The sequence below is a fragment of the Microcoleus sp. B4-C1 genome (genome assembly GCF_036705285.1).
In the GTDB taxonomy this organism is placed as follows: Bacteria; Cyanobacteriota; Cyanobacteriia; order Cyanobacteriales; family Microcoleaceae; genus Microcoleus.
This window is the reverse complement of record NZ_JAUBUC010000037.1, coordinates 1-17,671: the sequence shown is the minus strand read 5'-3', so window position 1 is coordinate 17,671 and position 17,671 is coordinate 1. Positions and strand designations below refer to the sequence as shown.

15 protein-coding genes and 1 rRNA gene are annotated in these 17,671 nt (G+C 44.8%); 9 read left to right on the top strand and 7 right to left on the bottom strand.

What is annotated here, in order from left to right; genetic code table 11:
• Positions 1–6: 6 nt before the first annotated feature.
• On the bottom strand, positions 7–2,721 hold the full coding sequence (locus tag QUB26_RS16370) for a cation-transporting P-type ATPase (protein WP_333318845.1): 2,715 nt from the start codon (positions 2,719–2,721) through the stop codon (positions 7–9).
• Positions 2,722–3,152: 431 nt separating this feature from the next.
• On the opposite strand from QUB26_RS16370, the gene QUB26_RS16365 reads away from it, so the two are divergent.
• Positions 3,153–3,557 (top strand): BON domain-containing protein, encoded by a 405-nt coding sequence (locus QUB26_RS16365; RefSeq protein WP_333318843.1) that lies wholly within the window; start codon positions 3,153–3,155, stop codon positions 3,555–3,557.
• Between the two features lie 132 nt (positions 3,558–3,689).
• Here QUB26_RS16365 and QUB26_RS16360 read toward each other — a convergent pair whose 3' ends face one another.
• The gene (locus QUB26_RS16360; RefSeq protein WP_333243401.1) at positions 3,690–4,076 is read right to left on the bottom strand and encodes a hypothetical protein; all 387 of its coding nucleotides are present in this window, start codon (positions 4,074–4,076) and stop codon (positions 3,690–3,692) included.
• A 171-nt stretch (positions 4,077–4,247) separates the two neighbouring features.
• Here QUB26_RS16360 and rppA point away from each other — a divergent pair, with 171 nt between their 5' ends.
• The 5 genes from rppA to QUB26_RS16335 all read left to right on the top strand — a co-directional run bounded on the left by rppA (position 4,248) and on the right by QUB26_RS16335 (position 10,336).
• The gene (gene rppA, locus QUB26_RS16355) at positions 4,248–4,925 is read left to right on the top strand and encodes a two-component system response regulator RppA (protein WP_333243404.1); all 678 of its coding nucleotides are present in this window, start codon (positions 4,248–4,250) and stop codon (positions 4,923–4,925) included.
• Positions 4,926–4,943: 18 nt separating this feature from the next.
• The gene (locus QUB26_RS16350; protein ID WP_333318840.1) at positions 4,944–6,224 is read left to right on the top strand and encodes a HAMP domain-containing sensor histidine kinase; all 1,281 of its coding nucleotides are present in this window, start codon (positions 4,944–4,946) and stop codon (positions 6,222–6,224) included.
• 85 nt (positions 6,225–6,309) lie between these two features.
• A complete protein-coding gene (locus QUB26_RS16345) occupies positions 6,310–6,861 on the top strand; it encodes a DUF3124 domain-containing protein (protein ID WP_333318838.1) in 552 nt (183 codons plus the stop codon).
• A 418-nt stretch (positions 6,862–7,279) separates the two neighbouring features.
• A complete protein-coding gene (locus tag QUB26_RS16340) occupies positions 7,280–8,239 on the top strand; it encodes an aldo/keto reductase (RefSeq protein ID WP_333318836.1) in 960 nt (319 codons plus the stop codon).
• 225 nt (positions 8,240–8,464) lie between these two features.
• On the top strand, positions 8,465–10,336 hold the full coding sequence (locus QUB26_RS16335) for a serine/threonine-protein kinase (RefSeq protein ID WP_333318833.1): 1,872 nt from the start codon (positions 8,465–8,467) through the stop codon (positions 10,334–10,336).
• A 131-nt stretch (positions 10,337–10,467) separates the two neighbouring features.
• Here QUB26_RS16335 and QUB26_RS16330 read toward each other — a convergent pair whose 3' ends face one another.
• Positions 10,468–11,109, bottom strand: coding sequence for a Uma2 family endonuclease (locus QUB26_RS16330; protein ID WP_333318832.1), 642 nt, complete (start codon positions 11,107–11,109; stop codon positions 10,468–10,470).
• A gap of 54 nt (positions 11,110–11,163) precedes the next feature.
• A complete protein-coding gene (locus tag QUB26_RS16325) occupies positions 11,164–11,670 on the bottom strand; it encodes a hypothetical protein (RefSeq protein ID WP_333318830.1) in 507 nt (168 codons plus the stop codon).
• Between the two features lie 315 nt (positions 11,671–11,985).
• On the opposite strand from QUB26_RS16325, the gene QUB26_RS16320 reads away from it, so the two are divergent.
• A complete protein-coding gene (locus QUB26_RS16320; protein WP_333318828.1) occupies positions 11,986–12,474 on the top strand; it encodes a hypothetical protein in 489 nt (162 codons plus the stop codon).
• Between the two features lie 71 nt (positions 12,475–12,545).
• Complete coding sequence (locus tag QUB26_RS16315; RefSeq protein WP_333318825.1) at positions 12,546–13,664, top strand: hypothetical protein; 1,119 nt, start codon at positions 12,546–12,548, stop codon at positions 13,662–13,664.
• Positions 13,665–13,693: 29 nt separating this feature from the next.
• On the opposite strand, the gene QUB26_RS16310 is transcribed toward QUB26_RS16315, so the two are convergent.
• The 3 genes from QUB26_RS16310 to QUB26_RS16300 form a co-directional block, all read right to left on the bottom strand.
• Positions 13,694–14,629, bottom strand: coding sequence for a branched-chain amino acid ABC transporter permease (locus tag QUB26_RS16310; protein WP_333318823.1), 936 nt, complete (start codon positions 14,627–14,629; stop codon positions 13,694–13,696).
• Between the two features lie 111 nt (positions 14,630–14,740).
• On the bottom strand, positions 14,741–15,691 hold the full coding sequence (locus tag QUB26_RS16305) for a branched-chain amino acid ABC transporter permease (RefSeq protein WP_333297728.1): 951 nt from the start codon (positions 15,689–15,691) through the stop codon (positions 14,741–14,743).
• Between the two features lie 163 nt (positions 15,692–15,854).
• Positions 15,855–17,111, bottom strand: a complete 1,257-nt coding sequence (locus tag QUB26_RS16300; protein WP_333318820.1) for an ABC transporter substrate-binding protein — start codon at positions 17,109–17,111, stop codon at positions 15,855–15,857.
• A 484-nt stretch (positions 17,112–17,595) separates the two neighbouring features.
• Between QUB26_RS16300 and QUB26_RS16295 the strand changes: the two genes are divergently transcribed.
• A 16S ribosomal RNA gene (locus QUB26_RS16295) occupies positions 17,596–17,671 on the top strand; the annotation flags it as partial.

Here is a 17,671-nt window from a genome sequence, read left to right as displayed (position 1 = left end):
AACTACTTAGTTCAGAGGTGCAAAACGCTTTAGCAAAGCTGACAAAGCAATCATTGGCAGTCCGAATCCGATACAAATTAAGCCTTGGATTGGGTTCAAAGCTTCAGTGTTGAATAACTGATTCATAATGCCCCATTGGCTAAACAGGAATTGGAGAATGAAAATAGCCCCAATGCCGATCGCTACCGCATAGCCAACTGATTCATCTTTACCGCGTAGTTTGGCGACGATCGCCGGAACGAAGCGACTGATGCTTAATAGGTAAAAAGCTTCGGCCGCTACCAATGCTTGAATTGCCATTGTCCGGGCTAGAGCTTCATTGCCTGTGGTTTGGACGATCCATTCAAACATCCCAAAGATCACAATCCAGTTAAATACCGAAACTGTCAGAATCCGAGCGGTCAGCCTGCGAGACAGCAGCGGTTCATTGGCCGGTCGAGGCGGCTGTTGCATGACATTGGGAGAGGGCGGCTCAAATGCCAACGGTAAGCTCAACGCAACTGAACTGACCATATTCAGCCAGAGAATTTGTACTGGCAAAATGGGTAGTGGAGTTGCCAAAAGTACGGCAATCAAGATGGTCATGGACTCTCCACCATTCACGGGCAGGATGAAGGCGATCGCCCGCAGCAGATTCTTATAAACCGTGCGCCCTTCCTCAACTGCTTTCTCGATCGAAGCAAAGTTGTCGTTTGTCAACAGCATATCCGCTGCTTCTTTTGTAACTTCGGTGCCCGTGATGCCCATCGCTATCCCAATGTCAGCTTGCTTCAGGGCGGGAGCATCGTTAACTCCATCTCCAGTCATCGCCACAATCTCGCCCTTAGACTGAAGTGCTTCGACAATGCGGAGCTTTTGTTCTGGTGCGACACGAGCAAACACGCAGCTTTGTTCAACAGCATTGGCGAATTGCTGCTGATTCATTTGAGCGAGTTCTTGACCCGTAAAAACGGGAGCCTCTTGGGTTTGATTTAGTCCCATTTGGTGCGCGATCGCTGCTGCTGTTTTGGCATGATCGCCCGTAATCATCTTGACCTGAATTCCCGCAGATCGACAGGCTTGAATCGCTTGAATCGCTTCGGGGCGAGGCGGGTCGATCATGCCTTGCAGCCCCAGAAAAGTTAATCCTTGTTCAATATCAGAATGCTCAATTGAAGATTGAGAAGCGGGTACAACTTTCTTGGCAAGTGCCAGAACTCGTAGCCCTTTTTTCGCCATTCTGTCCACAGTTTGCTCGATCGGCGCGGCGTTGAGGGATCTCGGCTTTCCCTCTTCATCGAGCATCTGGTGACACCGCTGGAGAATTGCCTCGATCGAACCCTTGACATAAATCAACCGTTGTGGGCGATCGTCATGCAAGGTTGCCATGTATTGAAACTGAGATTCAAACGGCAGTGTATCGAGCCGGGAAAACGCTTCCTCCAGTTTCTCAGTAATTAACCCCGCTTTGTGGGCTACCGCAACCAGCGCCCCTTCCGTTGGACTACCGACTACAGTCCAGTTTCCATCTTGCACTTCTAGATGGGAATCGTTGCACAAAAGTCCTGCTTGCAGGCATTCATATAAGGCAGGTGCGTTTCTCAAGTCAACGGAATGTCCATTTACAGAAATTTCCCCGTCTGGTGCATATCCTCCACCGCTAACCCGATATCGCTTTCCACCGGCATCAATCTCTTGAACTGTCATTTGATTCTCAGTCAAGGTTCCAGTTTTGTCGGAACAAATCACGGTGGTGCTCCCCAGCGTCTCAATTGCCGGAAGTTTGCGAATAATGGCGTGCTGCTTTGCCATTTGGGAAACCCCGATCGCCAGTGTCACCGTTAAAATCGCCGGTAAGCCTTCAGGAATTGCGCTGACGGCAAGCGCCACAGATGCCTTGAATACCTCAACCCAAGAAAATCTCTGGGCAATGCCTGCAGCAAAGGTGAAGGCAGCCAAACCTAAAATGACATAGAGCAAGGTTTTGCTAAATTTGTCAATTTTGCGACTCAGCGGGGTTTCCAGTGTGGTACTTTGCTGCATGAGTTGGGAAATGTGTCCCGTCTCGGTCATCTCACCAATGCTGACGACGAGTCCGCGTCCTTGTCCAAACGTTACCAGGCTTCCTGTATACGCCATGTTCGTGCGATCGGCCAGTGCAGCGTCTGCCTCTAGCGCCTGGGATTGCTTCTGAACCGGGACAGATTCTCCCGTTAACGCTGACTCATCGACTTGTAAGTCACGGACTTCGATCAGCCGCAGATCCGCAGACACTTTATCCCCAGAAGACAGCAAGACGAGATCGCCAGGAACCAGTTCGCTGGATGAAACCACTTGCTTTTGACCGTTGCGGAGAATGGTTGCCTCAGTTGCAACAGATTTTGCTAAAGCGGCGATCGCATTCTCTGCCTTTGACTCTTGAACGAAACCAATGGTGGCGTTCGTCAGAGCAACCCCCAAAATTACCCCTGAATCAATCCACTCTTTCAGAAATGCTGTTACTATCCCAGCAGCTAACAAAATGTAGATTAGTGGCTGATTCAGTTGCTGAAAAAATCGCAACCAGGCACTTTGCTGCTTCTGAGCCGTTAGTTGATTGGGACCGAGGATCTTGCGCCGTTCGGCTGACACGTCGGAAGATAGACCTATTTCCAGGTCAGTCTCTAAAATCCGAGCTACTTTCTCGACAGAAATGTGATGCCAAGAGTGTTCTACTAATTTTTCTACATTGGTTGCAGTCATAACGTTTCTTGTCAAGCCAACTGCTTCTTTGTTATTTCGTCTTGTTTCTAGCGTCATTGATGAAAGTGAGGGAAAAGTGAGCGACTGATTTCTGTTACTCACATTTGGATCACATTTGCTCCCTATACTTAGGCAGAGAACCGATTAAGATAACTTATAAACTTGCCAACCTTAGTTCACTCGATTTGATTTATTGTTACCTTTTATTAAAAGGGTTGTAAAAAGCATTACTTTTGATGGATGAACTATGGTACATTTACTTATACAAGTTCTCAAAAAAGTGAGGTATGCCCTATGCCCACGGAGGCCTATGCCCATGAGTACCTCATAGGAGAGCTCGAAAGGCTATATTGAGTTCAAATCCTCAAAGACTTCATGCTGAGGTTTATCGGCAAAATTGCGTTTCACAACAAACAAAACAAACAAAGAATATGCAATTATTAAAGCTATTGGTGCAAGGAATCAGCGTCAGCACTGTTGCTATTTTGGGTTTAGGTGCTTGCACCTCCCCCAATACTCCACAGACAACTGTTCCATCTACTTCTGCTCCCACAACTGCCACTGGAAATACGACTGTTCCAACCACTCCAGCGCCTGCAACCACGACTGCACAGACGCCTCAAAATCAAGACATTGACGATATTGCCGATCGCGTAGAAGATGCTTTAGACTCCGATGCCACCCTCAAGCAATTCGATTTGGACGCAGACGATCGGGATAATTCGATTGTGTTAACAGGGCGCGTTCAAACGGCCGAACAAAAAGCATTGGCAGAACAAATTGCTCGGCAAAGTGCACCGAATGTTTCCATCAATAACGAAATCGTCACTCAGTAGTTCTTAACAGTGAAGTGGCAAGAGTATTTGGCGCTTCTTGCCACTTAAAAAATTGCTCGATCGCAGCGAGGAAACCTATAAATTTAACAACCTTATTTGACTGGATGCGATCGCAATATTGAAACACTAAACTTATTCAACAATTTCGTAACGGACTAACTGGCGAACATTTTGACGTGATAACTGGAGTTCTTGCGCGATCGCTGCCTCTATCTGGGTTGCGTCAGTCATTGGCAATTCTAATTCCAATCGCTTCAAAATGGGTTCTGCTGTTTCTACCGCAACCTGGGTGGTTCCTTGTTTTCGGTTAATCACCGCGTTGATCAGCAATATATTGACAGACACCGTTGCTTTAAGCTGGGTATCTGCCTGAAGTTTATTCTTTACTATCTGGGGTTGTTGTAATTCTTGAGCCATTAGGAAACTGGAACCGATCCAAAACGCGATCGCCACAAACGGCAATGGCAACCAAAACTCTGCGCCTGATGCTTTTAGCCAACGTTTAGTAACCTGCCACATAAATTTTTACCCCACCCCAACCCTCCCCTTGCCAAGGGGAGGGAGTAAGAAATTCACCAATGATTTAGGATTGCTATATTTGCACTTTAGTGGAGTTAGCGGTCTGCTGAAATCCTACTCAAGGACGATGCGTCAAATGTTTCAGTTCGATATGCCCAATTAAAGAAAAATATGAGAGTTTTGCTGGTGGAGGACGACCCAAAGCAACTGATGCCGCTTCAAACAGTGCTGTCTCAAGCAGGACATAGCGTGGATGGGGTAAAAGATGGAAAGACGGCACAGTGGCTGTTGTCAGAAAAAGAATATGATTTGTTGATTTTGGACTGGATGTTGCCACATATCAGTGGGGTAAATCTCTGTCGTCAATATCGATCGGCAGGGAAAACAGCGCCGATTTTGATGATTACGGCAAGAGATACCACGCCGGAAAAAGTGACCGGGTTAGACGCAGGTGCAGATGATTACCTGGTGAAACCGATCGACTTGGTTGAATTCATGGCACGAGTGCGGGCATTAAGACGGCGATCGCCCCTTTGGCAAGGAGATACGCTCAGCCTTGAGGATCTGCACCTCCACCTCGATACTCTTACTGTTGAGCGACAAGGTGCAACCGTTTCCCTCTCCAGTCGCGAGTTTCAGTTGTTGGAGTATTTTATGCGTCATCCCCGGCAAGTTTTGACTCGGAATCAGATTGAACAAGGTGTGTGGGAATGGGGGACTGAACCAGAGAGCAATGCGATCACTGTTCTAATTCGCAAACTCCGCCAACGCTTGCAGGCTGTAGGATCGGCAGACTGGATTGAGAGCATTTACGGTATGGGTTATCGCCTCACTTCCCCTCTCAAGTAAAGATCGTAAAGGCAAGTCGTGTTTAATCAAAGTCGTCGCAATCTGGCTCGTTGGTTCACCCTCTCCATGGGAAGCATTCTCGTGCTGTTTGCTGGGGCGATTTATCAGATTGAGGTAAAAGATAAACTAGAGGCGCTCGATCGACTGCTCTATGACAAAACTAGAGTCATGGCTGCCAGCGTACATTATGAAGTTCGCCAAAACCAGAACCAGGTCGATCTGAGTCATGTTTCCTTGTTAGGCAGTGGTTCCCATCCCCTTGCTGAATATCTGATTTACGTGCGCTGGTATAACGCACAAGGGCGGTTAGTTCGTTTTTTTGGGAATTCTCCTCCCCAGCAGTTAAATACGCCTTTTGGTTATCTCACAGTTCGATCGACCGATCCACTTTTGGGAAAAGGAATCTGGCTGCGTCAGGTGACATTACCCGTTGAAGGTAGAACAGGGGTACTCGGTTATCTTCAGGTTGCAACTCCCCTGACAGAAACTCAAAACAGGCTCACTGAGCTTCAGATTGTGCTAACTCTCGCTGTCCCGCTGACACTGGGCTTAATTGCCATCACAGGTTGGTTTCTCAGTGGGCTGGCCATGCAACCGATTCGGCAAGCCTATCAGCAGCTTCAGCGCTTTACAGCCGATGCCTCTCACGAGTTGCGATCGCCCCTGTCTGCCATTCTCACTAATGCCCAGCTTGGGTTGCTGATCGCGGCTGATGATACACGTTACCATCCTCCCTTAGAAAACATTGTAGATAGCGCAAAATCCATGGGAGCCTTGGTGAATAATTTACTGCTGTTGGCTCGTCATCAAGGGCGACTTGCGCCCGAATCGCTCAGGTTAATCAATCTCAACGAGTTCCTCAGCAATTTAGCAACCCAGTTTCTCGCACTTGCAGAAGTCCAAAATATCAAACTAACCTGCGAATCACCGGAACAACGGATTGAATTGTTGGCCGATCCTGATTTGCTACGGCAAGTAGTCGAAAACTTGCTTTACAATGCCTGTAAATATACTCCCGTTGGCGGAACTGTAAAGATACGCCTAGTTCTTCATTCCAATTTGGCAGTCATTCAGATAATCGATACGGGAATCGGTATTCCAGAAGCGGACTTACCCTATATTTTCGATCGCTTCTATCGAGTAGACACCGATCGCTCGCAGGAGAGTGGAGGCTTTGGGCTGGGGTTGGCGATCGTCCAACAAATTGTCAAGGCACACAGCGGACAAATACAGGTGACGAGTGCAGTGGGCAAAGGCTCAACGTTCCAGGTTGAACTGCCCCTCAAACCTTATCACTAAACCGCCTCAAACGAGAGAGAAGGTGCACTCTGCTTTCTGCTTTAGACGTAACTGCAATGTATGTGATGTATTTGGATGAATGCCGATGAAGCTGAAACATGATTTTTGGGTTGGTTGGGCGCTAGGGGCGATCGTCCTGAGCTCTTGCTGGGACCAAACTACCTCACCAAGACAACAACCCGATATAAAACGTGAAATTTCACTGAAAGCAGTCCCGTTAGATAAAACAAAAGTTGTGATGGGACAAACCGTATATGTCCCTATTTACTCACATATTTATCACTACAATAGCAAGGATCAAGTCATGAATTTGTCAGCCACGCTCAGTATCCGCAATACGGATCTGACAAATTCGATTATTATTACTTCGGTGCGTTACTACGATAGTGATGGGAAATTGATTAGGCACGACATTAAGAGTCCAGTAGAACTCAAACCGCTTGCTTCCACAGAATTTTTTATTGCAGCCGATGATACAAGTGGAGGATCAGGTGCAAACTTTATTGTGGAGTGGGTTGCAGAAAAAACGGTTTATGAGCCTGTCATTGAAGCTGTCATGATTAGTACCTCTTCTTCTCAGGGCATTTCATTTATCAGCCCCGCTAAAGTTCTCAAGCAACACAAGATGCAGAAGTGATTTTAGAGGATTAAATTATTGCTTTACAAGGTAGTTTTAGACTACCATAAGGGGAGCATCTCATATTTGTAAAAACACTTCTTCGGGCTTCTGACTTCTGACTTCTGACTTTTTTACTACTGGCTCCTGACTCCTAACTCCAATTTCTAGCTTAGGATCGCGAATTAAATAACTTACAATTTTAATTGTGATTGTGGGATGGGCGTCCCGCCCATCCCACTTTCAAGAGTGGAAGTTATTTAATTCTCATTCCTTAGCTGCAAAAGTGAGATTCTCCCCTTTTTAATTTTTAACTGTGTATATCACTATTTATTGCAAAATAAAACGATAGCATTACTGTGGAGACTACCCAACTTTTTTCTGTTAAGATTAGAGAGCTTGAGGGTGAATACTAAAAATATAAATGAGGACTTAGGGTATGCAAAAGCGACAATTGGGGACATCACAAATTCAGATTACCCCGATAATTATGGGGACTTGGCAAGCTGGGAAGCGGATGTGGGTGGGAATTGAGGATGCTGAAACTGTCAAAGCAATGCGCGCGGCTTTTGAGGCAGGTATTACCACCTTTGATACGGCTGAGGTTTATGGAGAAGGGCATTCGGAACAAATTATCGGTCAAGCACTTTCAGATGTGCGATCGCAAGTAGTTTATGCTAGCAAAGTTTTCGCCAACCACCTGAAACCCGATTTGTTAATCGAAGCATGCGATCGATCGCTAAAAAACCTCAACACCGATTATATCGACCTTTATCAAATCCACTGGCCCGCCGGCACTTGGAATTCCGAGTTAGTGCCAATTGCAGACACAATGAACGCCCTGAACAAGTTAAAAGAACAGGGAAAAATTCGGGCGATCGGCGTTTCCAACTTCTCCCGCGCCCAAATAGAAGAAGCCGCCCAATACGGACGCATTGACAGCCTGCAACCGCCCTATTCTCTGTTTTGGCGCTGGGTAGAAAAAGATGCGATGTCCTATTGTGTGGACAATCATATCTCCATCATTGCCTATTCATCTCTAGCTCAAGGAATATTGACAGGTAAATTCGGGCCAGAACACAAGTTTGAAGAAGGCGACCACCGCGCCAAAAATAAGCTGTTCATCAAAGAAAATTACGACCGAGTGCAAACAGCATTAAATCAACTCAGGCCAATTGCCGATCGCCACCAGATAAGCTTGGGCAACTTAGCTTTAGCCTGGTTGATTTCCCAGCCGCAAACAAATGCGATTGTCGGCGCGCGCGACGGGGAACAAGCAGCCGAAAATGCTAAAGCTGCTGAGGTAAAATTGAGTGAAGAGGAATTAAAAGAAATTGACGCGATCGGGCGAACAGTCACCGACCATTTAGACGATAACCCCGTTATGTGGAACTTCTAAAACAGAACTGACGCAACTGGCATATATAGTAAGGTATCCCGGAACTCACGCCCAGATCACCATTCTCGCTTAACGGGCTAGAAGCCCGTTCCACAAAGAGTGAATTTCTTGTGGAATGGGCTTCTAGCCCGTTCTTAAAAAGCTAATGAGGTATAATATCTACTGCGCTGTGGAAATATTCAAAAAGTTAAAATCAAAAATCAAAAATCCGCAATCTAAAATCGAATGAGTTACTGCCTAAACCCCAACTGTTCCAAGCCACAAAACCCTCCCGCAGCCAAAATTTGCCGAAATTGCCGTTCAAAACTGCTGCTGCGCGATCGCTACCGGGCTATAAAGGCGATCGGACAAGGCGGTTTTGGTAGAACATTCCTCGCGGTTGACGAAGACAAACCCTCAAAACCTCGCTGCGTCATCAAACAATTTTTACCCGCAGAAACCCAACTCATCCCCTCAGCAAGCAATCGCAACAGCAAAAAAGCAGCCGAACTTTTTGAACAAGAAGCAATGCGATTAGACGAGTTGGGAAAACACCCCCAAATTCCCGAACTCTTAGCCTATTCCATCCAAGACGGCCGACAATATGTAGTCCAAGAATTTATCGACGGGCAAAATTTAGCACAACTTGTAGAAACAGAAGGCAGATTTAGCGAAAATCAAATTCAAGACTTACTTAATAGCTTATTACCCGTCCTTCACTTCATCCATTCCCACAACGTTATTCACCGAGACATCAAACCAGGAAACATCATCCGCCGCGCAGACAAACAATTAGTTTTAGTAGACTTTGGCGCCGCCAAAATTGCCACAGGTACAGCATTACTTAAAACAGGAACCAGCATCGGCAGCCCCGAATACATCGCCCCCGAACAAGCTAGAGGCAAAGCATTTTTTACCAGCGATTTGTACAGTTTAGGCGTAACTTGTTTGTATTTGCTAACTCAAGTTTCCCCTTTTGACCTGTTCGATCCTGGTGAAGATGCCTGGATATGGCGTCAGTATTTGGCAAACAACCCAGTCAGTGAAGAACTAGGGAAAGTTTTAGACAAAATGATTGCCAATGCTACCAACCGCCGCTATCAAACGGCTGTTGAAGTATTAAAAGAAATCAATCCCCAAGTTGCGATCGATCTAGCAATTCCTAAAACAAGTTCCAAGTTAGTTAAACCCGGAAAAACTCCCGCCCAGCCCCAACAGCAAACCTATAACTGGCAATGTCTTCACACCCTAACAGGTCACAAAAACTTAATTTACTCTGTGGCTTTCAGCCCCAACGGAGAAGTTGTAGCCAGCGGCAGCGATGACAAAACAATCAAGCTGTGGCGAGTAGAAGACGGGCAAGAAATTGTCACCCTCACAGGACACGCCAATTCGGTTTATACAGTAGCTTTCAGCCCGGACGGACAGATGCTAGCCAGCAGCAGCCACGACAAAACTGTCAAACTTTGGCGGATGAAAGATGGACAAGAAATTCGCACTCTGATCGGTCACATTAACTCAGTTTACAGCGCAGCTTTCAGTCCCGATGGCGAAATTATTGCTAGCAGCAGTTGGGACCAAACAATCAAGATTTGGCGCATCAAAGACGGGCAAGAAATTCGCACCCTTGCGGGTCACACTAATTTAGTTTATTTTGTTGCTTTTAGCCCGGATGGCGAAACTCTTGCTAGTTGCAGTTGGGACAGAACAATCAAGATTTGGCGCGTCACAGATGGGAAGCTAATTCGCACACTTACAGGTCATACAGACTCCGTTCGCTGCATAGCTTTTAGTCCAAATGGAGAGTTTTTGGCTAGCGGTAGCCATGACAATACTATTAAAATTTGGTGGGTCAAAGATTGGCAAGAAGTTTTAACTATCACAGGACATTCTTGGTATGTTGATTCTATTGCTTTTAGTCCCGATGGCGAGATTCTGGCTAGCAGCAGCAATCAAACTATCAAGATTTGGCGAGTGAAAGACGGTCAAGAAATTTGCAATATTGCGGGTCACACTAACTCGGTATATTCTGTTAATTTTAGCCCGGAAGGAGAGTTTTTGGCTAGCGGCAGCAGTGACAAAAGTATTAAGATTTGGCAGAATATGATGTTTGTTTAATTAGCCACAATCAAAGTTGTTTGTAATCCTTGGGCGGGGGCAGGTTTATCAGAATTGTGGGTTTTAGGCAATTATTGTTGGTGAACCTGCCCCTACAGGAATTATGGTCAATTCACCGAACACGATATGATTCAACCGTTTTCCCTTTCAATTTTTTGCCGCAACTCCCGAATTACAGCACTTGTAGGGCGATCGCGCGACATTTGCCAGCATTCCTCCACAATTTCTGATACATTAAAATTGGGAAAATAACGGCTAACTGAACTTTCGACATATCGATCGTTTTGCAAGTCGTAAATTCTGAGCTTATTTTTCTTAAACAGCCACACTTCAGGCACTTGATAAGGCAAGTAATCATCTAAATCCGTGTAGCTAGTTACGTCTACTTCGATTACTAGATCGGGCGGCGGTTCAACACCCCAAGCAATCCGATCTTTACCAATAATTGTCGCACAATTATCGATATAAAAACAATAATCTGGTTCAATTCCTCTTACCTCCGGCAAATCCATCGTAATTGGTGTAAAAGCTTCATAATCTCGCCCCAAGTAATCTAGCAAAACCATTGCCACCATTGCAATAATATGAGCTTGTTTTCCGTGTACTGGTAAAGGGGACATTAACAAAATCTCTCCTGGTCGATATTTGATGCGCGGAATCTGACGATCGCCCAATTGTGCTACAAGTGCTTGGTAATCCTGCCAAGTACCAGGCAATTTAATCACTGTTCCTGGCGGCAAATGAATTTTTTCTGGCGTGACAACTGCAAACATAAAACTTATACCTCCTGACAGAGGATGTGTGTTTTAAACAACTAAAAGCTATTATCAATCTATCTGCTTCACCACCTCCAAGGTCAGCCCTAGCACCCCTGCAATTTGCTCATCCTTCAATCCCAACAGTCGTAATTTACCAACCATTTCAATTTTAACTTGATTCGTGCCATCCTGGTAGTCGGGAGTCGGAGGCTGACTTTTATCTGGGGTAGGAGTGGGTAGTTCTGAGCAACCATTGATATAGTTAATTGTGTTGCTATCACCCTCAATATTATTACTATTATTTAAAGCAATCTTTATAGTTGATTGCCGTTTTAGGACAGATTTAAGATTACGTTTATCAACTGATTCGCCGAAAACATCAGATAACATATGCAAAAGCTTGTAACCTACATCCTTAGCATGACCCGCCGTACAGCCATAAGTATATGCAATATCAGAATACTTTTGTCGCTTCAGTATTCCCTCGATAATTCCGCGCTGCAAGTCATTGAGATGTTTGCCAGTCTTCGCGCAGACCACTTCATCTACAAATTGCAAGGTATGGGCAGTGTCCATCAGTAGGGGTGTCAGAAAACTCTAGTTAGTATACCCGACTTTATCCGTCTTTATCAGTCTTTTTCCGCCTTGCATAGCGATTTTAGAAATACCCGTCTTTTTCCGTCTTTTTTCTCTTTTCAGTTTTGAGCGATCGGTCTATGATGTGGAAAAGGATAAAAAGCAGGTTTGCTGGAGGAAGTGGCTGCACATCCAATCCCGCTCATCAACGGCGAGCGATAGAGCTTTACTATTTTGCGAGTGGCGATCGCACTTCTAAATTATATTATAGATTTTGGGCGAGCGCCTCAATCAACCAAAGGAGTTATATAAGTCATGATACCACGTCGAAGGTTAGATGATCTAGAGGTAATCTTGGATTCCTCATACGAAACTCTGGGTAATTTACAAAAGCAACTTGCTTATACTAGCAGTGCAGCAGAAAGAAATACTATTAAACAAACAATTTCCAGACAAGTTTTACCAGAAATTCGTAACCATGAGAAGGAATACTGGCAACTTTTAGCTCTAAATGCAAATTCATTCGAGATTAATGAAACGGATGCAAATTGCGCCATTATAGAAGTTTTACAGATTGTCGAGCAGATTCAGCAAAGTAGTATCGCTGGCTACTCTCAGGAAGCGATCCAACTATTAACTGAAATTAGGAACAAACTAAATGAACCAGAAAAATCGGCTGCGGGAAAGCTGAAAGCTACACTTCCTCTACTGCCACCCTTCATCTCCTACGAAATTGAACTAGGTACAGAAAGTATCTTGCAACAGGTATTTCCGACCTTTAGCCGCATCTTAAAAAAAAAGTAGTTGACTCTGACTGGGATGAAGAATTAGTTATCCCTGACTGGGATGAAAAATTAGATGAAAATAAACCTCCAATGAAGTATAATCATATTTTATCTATTTTAGGTATTATCATCGCAGCTATTAGTGTTGGTGCGACTGTTCCAGAGATTAGATGTAAGATCATCTCGGACTCAAAAGTATGCGGTGTAACACAGAAAGAAGTTGAACTCATTACACAAACGAGCATCGGAGAATCCTTGGCCGGAGTAAAAATTCAGGTCATTGCTCAAGGACCGCCAGTAGTTGAACATACTGATAGTAATGGTTATGCCAAAGTGCGAATTCCGAGTAAAGGAGAGGTTCGTGTCAACTTAAGTAAATCAGGCTATCCATCTCAAAACTTTAATATCAATCTAGAAACCGATCCAAGTATAGTCAGGATTATTCGTTTTGACCCATCAGGTCAACCTGAAGTTCAAAGCGTCCCATCTTTTCCCCAGCCTACTTCCACTGGATCATCTAACTCTTCTACACCGAAACCACCACCTGCACCGACCATCAACAATGATCTACTTACCACGAGTGTCAAAGGTAATTTGAGTTCCCAAAACGAGAAAGAGCGATATTATTTTACTTTAGGTAATCCGAGCAATATTAGCTTGTACCTAGATGAGGTCGAAAATGAAGCTCTGATAACGCTCTATACAGATAATGGTAATGGCTTACCAGGTAATGAAATAACTGAAGCAACTGCTACTCTTTATAAACCAGTAGAAATTGAAAAAATTCTAGGCAGCGGGAAATATATTGTTGAAGTTAAGCGTAGAATAGAAGACACAAAATACAGAATCACTGGCAGTAACTACACCAAAAAAATTAATGATTTCGGTTCATTAGGAAATGAGAAAAAAACTGATCCATCTGCTCTAAATAAAGATAAGCGAAAACAGTATTATCGATTCAGTATAGGTAATCCTGGTGGGGTAAGTCTGTATCTCGACCAGGTACAAAATGAAACCCAGATAACGCTCTATACAGATAATGGTAATGGCTTGCCAGGTAATGAAATAACTGAAGCAACTGCTACTCGTTCCCAGCCAGGAAAGATTGAAAAGAATCTAGCCAGTGGAAATTATATCGTTCTCTTGTCAAAAAGGGGAGGAGATACACCTTACTCTTTCTCGATTAAACTTTCTTCTCAGCCGCAGTGAGTAAACTTAGCTGCGAATAATATAATCCCTTAAACAGAATTGCGATCGCCCTTCTTCCACCTCTTCAACAACTCCGGCGTCACCAAACCTTGCGGAAAAAATATCGTCCCCAAAACAATCAGCAACCCAAAAATAATTAACCGCCCATCCCGCAGAAATTGTGCCAACCAAATCGGCAATCCCTGAATAGTCGCCATCCCCCTCAAAACCTCCGGCAAAGCAGTAAACACCATCCCACCCAAAACTGCTCCCAGAAACGTTCTGCCACCACCAATCAACACAGAAGTCAAGTAAATAATACTAGCATCAAAAGTACCTTGACGGGCGTTCCAAGTATTCAGAAAATGGGCACTAACAGCACCCACAACACCAGCTAAAACAGCACCTAACGTGAAAGCCAAAACCTTATAAAAAGTTGGGTTAATGCCGATCGCATCTGCGGCCAACTCATCAGCCCGAATCGCCGCAAAAGCCCGCCCCACGCGAATCCGTTCCAGCCGATAGACAATCGCCATACTTACCAACAGTAAAGGTAGTACAATCCACAAATACTTGATCGGCGTGGCAAACGGTTGCGGAATCCCAAAAATGCCCACAGCCCCCCCAGTGATATCTAAATTCAGCGATAAAACCCGCAAAATTTCCACAAAAGCAATAGTTGCGATCGCCAAATAAATCCCACTCAAACGCAGCGCCGGAATGCCCACCAAAATCCCCAGCAACCCCGAAACAACCCCTGCAATTATCATCTCCACCAACAGCAATGGTAGAGGAAACAAACCCCCTGTCGTCTTAAACACCGTCGTAGACAAAATCGCCGCAATATACCCACCCAACGCATAAAAACCAGGGCTAGCCAGAGACAATTGTCCAGTCATTAAAGGCAAATACAGCGACATTCCCAACATTGCACCCAGCAACATCGAAACGATTAAAAACCCGTAAGTAGTAAAAAATGTAGCCATAACTTTCTTTATTTCTTAGTCCGCGAAGGCGGACTTCGTTTGTGTAGAAGCGATTTCAATCGCCGAATCATCTTCGTTTATAATAAAAGCGATTTCAATCGCCGAATTATCTTACACCTTCTGAATCAAACGCCGTCCAAACAAACCCTGCGGTCTAACCAATAGCATAATAAACAATATAGCAAAAGCAACAGCATCCTTATAAGCCGAAAAATCTCCAGGTACAAAAGCCTCCACCAAACCAATGATAAACCCACCCAAAACCGCCCCAGGAATACTCCCCAACCCACCCAGCACAATCACCGCCAAACCCTTCAAACCAAAAGCAATACCAAAATACGGCCCAGCAATACTCACACTAGAACCCACCAAACTTCCCGCCAAACCAGCCAGAAAACTGCTCACAAAAAACGTCAAAACAATGTATCTATCAGTATCAATACCCAACAGACTAGAAGTAGTAGCATCTTCAGCCACAGCCTGCATTGCTTTGCCAAATTTAGTAAAATTTATTAAGTAAGTTAAGACAGCCACAATCGCAACTGATACCACAAAAATCACTATTTGAACAGTCCGAATCGGAATAGGTTTATCCGCTGTCCCGAAGTTAATTGCTGCAGGTAAATAGCCGTAAGTGTTAGCAGGAAAAGTGTAAATTTCCGCACCGACAAGATATTGAATGATATTGGCGATCGCAACTGCCACACCCAAACTAGAAACCACCGTCAGCAGAGGATCAGAGAGTCGGCGGCGCAAAGGTAAAAAAGCAATTCGTTCAACAATTACTCCTACCAAACCAGCCATGACACTTCCCAAAATTAACGCCACAGCAAAAGGCAACTGCACGGGAATTCGAGCATTAGCCCACAACCCATTAAAACCGAAAGTACCTCCCATCAGCGCATAGGTGAAATAAGCACCCAAAGTAAATACTGCACCGTGAGCAAAATTAATAATTCCGAGAATAGAAAACACCAGCGTGTATCCCAGGGCAAAAATAGCATACACGCTGCCGATCGACAAACCATTCAAAAATTGTTGCAAAAACAGAGTTAAGTCCATCACCAGTTAGAGATTCGGCATCAACATTAAATCATTCAAAAACCAACAGCATACAATTTTTACTCTGACTTCTGACTTCCCCCCTTGGGGGGCAGCGGGGTTAACCTCAGACTCACACTCAATAACTCATCCGTGTATCCGTGTCAAAATCTGTGTCGTGCCCTCATTTCAAAAACTCAAACTTACCATTATTACCATCAGCCTCCATCTTAATGCGTGCCACATAAAACTCTTTCTGATTAATCTCACCTTCAGGCGTAAAAGAAATTTGCCCCAAAGGCGTATCGTACTTGCCCACCAGCAACTGCTGATTCAAATTTGTCCGCAACTCGGACAACGGCTTTTCGCTAACCTTAGACTTAGCATTAATTGCCTTTAATGACTCCACAAAAACTTGTACGCCAGTAAAAGCCTGAGCGCTAAACTGAGGCGGTTCTTTCTTGAATTGAGCGCGATAAGCATCGCGAAAAGCCTTATTAACTTCATTTTCGTATTCCGGGCTGTAGGCTTGGGCAATCAAAACCCCATCGCAAAGAGCCTTGCAAACAGGAAATACATTAGAAGTATTCAGACCGTTGCCCCCAATGATAACGCCTTTGTAACCCAACTCCCGCAATTGCTTAATTAAATTGCCTCCATCCGCGGCCAACCCAGAAATAATGATTAAATCCGGCTTGACATTTATCCCATTAGTGGCTTGAGATTGGAAATCTGTATCAGTAGTCAAGAATTTTTGGACTGTTGCCAATTCCAGTCCCATATCTTTAACCGTTGTCTGAAAAGTTTCAGTCTCAGATTTGCTAAAAGCATCATTCTGAGCAAAAAACACGGCTACTTTCTTAATATTGGGATTTTGCTTGAGGGCGGCTTTAACTGCATTTGGTGCTACCACGGCGACAGGCGCGGAGACTCTGGCCACATAATCGCCAATCTGGGGAATGCCTTTAGCCGTGTTGGAGGGGCCGAGTACGGGAACTTTTGCTCGATCGGCGATCGGATTTGCACTAAAAGCTTGCTGTGACAGAGTTGGCCCTACAATACCAACCACCTGATCCTGATTGATCAGAGTATTGAAAGCATTGATCGTCCCTTGTTCATCTCCACCGGTATCTTGGAACACCAGTCTAATCGGCGTCCCATCCACACCGCCCTTATCGTTGAAATACTTCTCAGCAATTTTTGCGCCAGCCACCTGTTCCTGACCCAGCAAAGCCACATTGCTAGTTTGCGCCACCCCAATACCTATAGATATAGTGTTGGAACTCCCCCCAGGCGAACCCTCTGGGGAAGCACCGGGAGATGGCGAAGTCGCCGGAGATGCTGTAGTAGAGGTTTGGGGAGTGTTCGTCTGACTGCAAGCCAGCAGCAGTGAAGCGCAGGTAATGAATAAGCCACTAGGGCGAGCGGCAGGTTTTTTCATAAGCGGGCGATCGAACATCTATATATAAAACAGCTACACGTAGAGATATTCTACCCATGCGCGGTAGATACTCCCCTCAAAAGTCCAATCTTGCCCAAAAAAAAGACCCCTTCCCGGAAAAAGGAGTCAGCCAGCGGAGGCAGGATCGGAAATCAGTAGCTCAAACCCTTGGTGTGTATAGGTTCCAAAAAACCTCAAAAATATTTTCACAAAACGCTTGACAACACCTTGCGGAATAAGTATATTAATAAAGCGCCAGAAGGGAAGCGGTTCAAACAACCGCGAACTAAAGGTAGAAAACTGAACCTAGAAAAAAGAATAGTTTGAAAGCTTAAAGCACTATTAACCTCGTCAAAAAATTAAGATAGAGAGTAAAAGCGAGAGCTGAACTCAATATCGCAAACAACGAGAAAAAAGTCAAGGGAAAAAAACCAGCTTTTATAGCTGAGTAGAAAGAACTTGACGTAAGCCAAAAAAACAATCCAACACGGAGAGTTTGATCCTGGCTCAGGATGAACGCTGGCGGTCTGCTTAACACATGCAAGTCGAACGGAGTAGAA

Excerpts from the sequence above, each read along its gene's own strand:
- QUB26_RS16300 (WP_333318820.1), bottom strand. The coding sequence starts at position 17,111 with ATGAAAAAACCTGCCGCTCGCCCTAGTGGCTTATTCATTACCTGCGCT.
- QUB26_RS16360 (WP_333243401.1), bottom strand. The coding sequence starts at position 4,076 with ATGTGGCAGGTTACTAAACGTTGGCTAAAAGCATCAGGCGCAGAGTTT.
- QUB26_RS16320 (WP_333318828.1), top strand. The coding sequence starts at position 11,986 with ATGATACCACGTCGAAGGTTAGATGATCTAGAGGTAATCTTGGATTCC.
- QUB26_RS16370 (WP_333318845.1), bottom strand. The coding sequence starts at position 2,721 with ATGACTGCAACCAATGTAGAAAAATTAGTAGAACACTCTTGGCATCAC.
- QUB26_RS16325 (WP_333318830.1), bottom strand. The coding sequence starts at position 11,670 with ATGGACACTGCCCATACCTTGCAATTTGTAGATGAAGTGGTCTGCGCG.
- QUB26_RS16340 (WP_333318836.1), top strand. The coding sequence starts at position 7,280 with ATGCAAAAGCGACAATTGGGGACATCACAAATTCAGATTACCCCGATA.
- QUB26_RS16310 (WP_333318823.1), bottom strand. The coding sequence starts at position 14,629 with ATGGCTACATTTTTTACTACTTACGGGTTTTTAATCGTTTCGATGTTG.
- QUB26_RS16345 (WP_333318838.1), top strand. The coding sequence starts at position 6,310 with ATGAAGCTGAAACATGATTTTTGGGTTGGTTGGGCGCTAGGGGCGATC.
- QUB26_RS16305 (WP_333297728.1), bottom strand. The coding sequence starts at position 15,691 with ATGGACTTAACTCTGTTTTTGCAACAATTTTTGAATGGTTTGTCGATC.
- QUB26_RS16330 (WP_333318832.1), bottom strand. The coding sequence starts at position 11,109 with ATGTTTGCAGTTGTCACGCCAGAAAAAATTCATTTGCCGCCAGGAACA.
- QUB26_RS16335 (WP_333318833.1), top strand. The coding sequence starts at position 8,465 with ATGAGTTACTGCCTAAACCCCAACTGTTCCAAGCCACAAAACCCTCCC.
- rppA (WP_333243404.1), top strand. The coding sequence starts at position 4,248 with ATGAGAGTTTTGCTGGTGGAGGACGACCCAAAGCAACTGATGCCGCTT.
- QUB26_RS16315 (WP_333318825.1), top strand. The coding sequence starts at position 12,546 with ATGAAGTATAATCATATTTTATCTATTTTAGGTATTATCATCGCAGCT.
- QUB26_RS16365 (WP_333318843.1), top strand. The coding sequence starts at position 3,153 with ATGCAATTATTAAAGCTATTGGTGCAAGGAATCAGCGTCAGCACTGTT.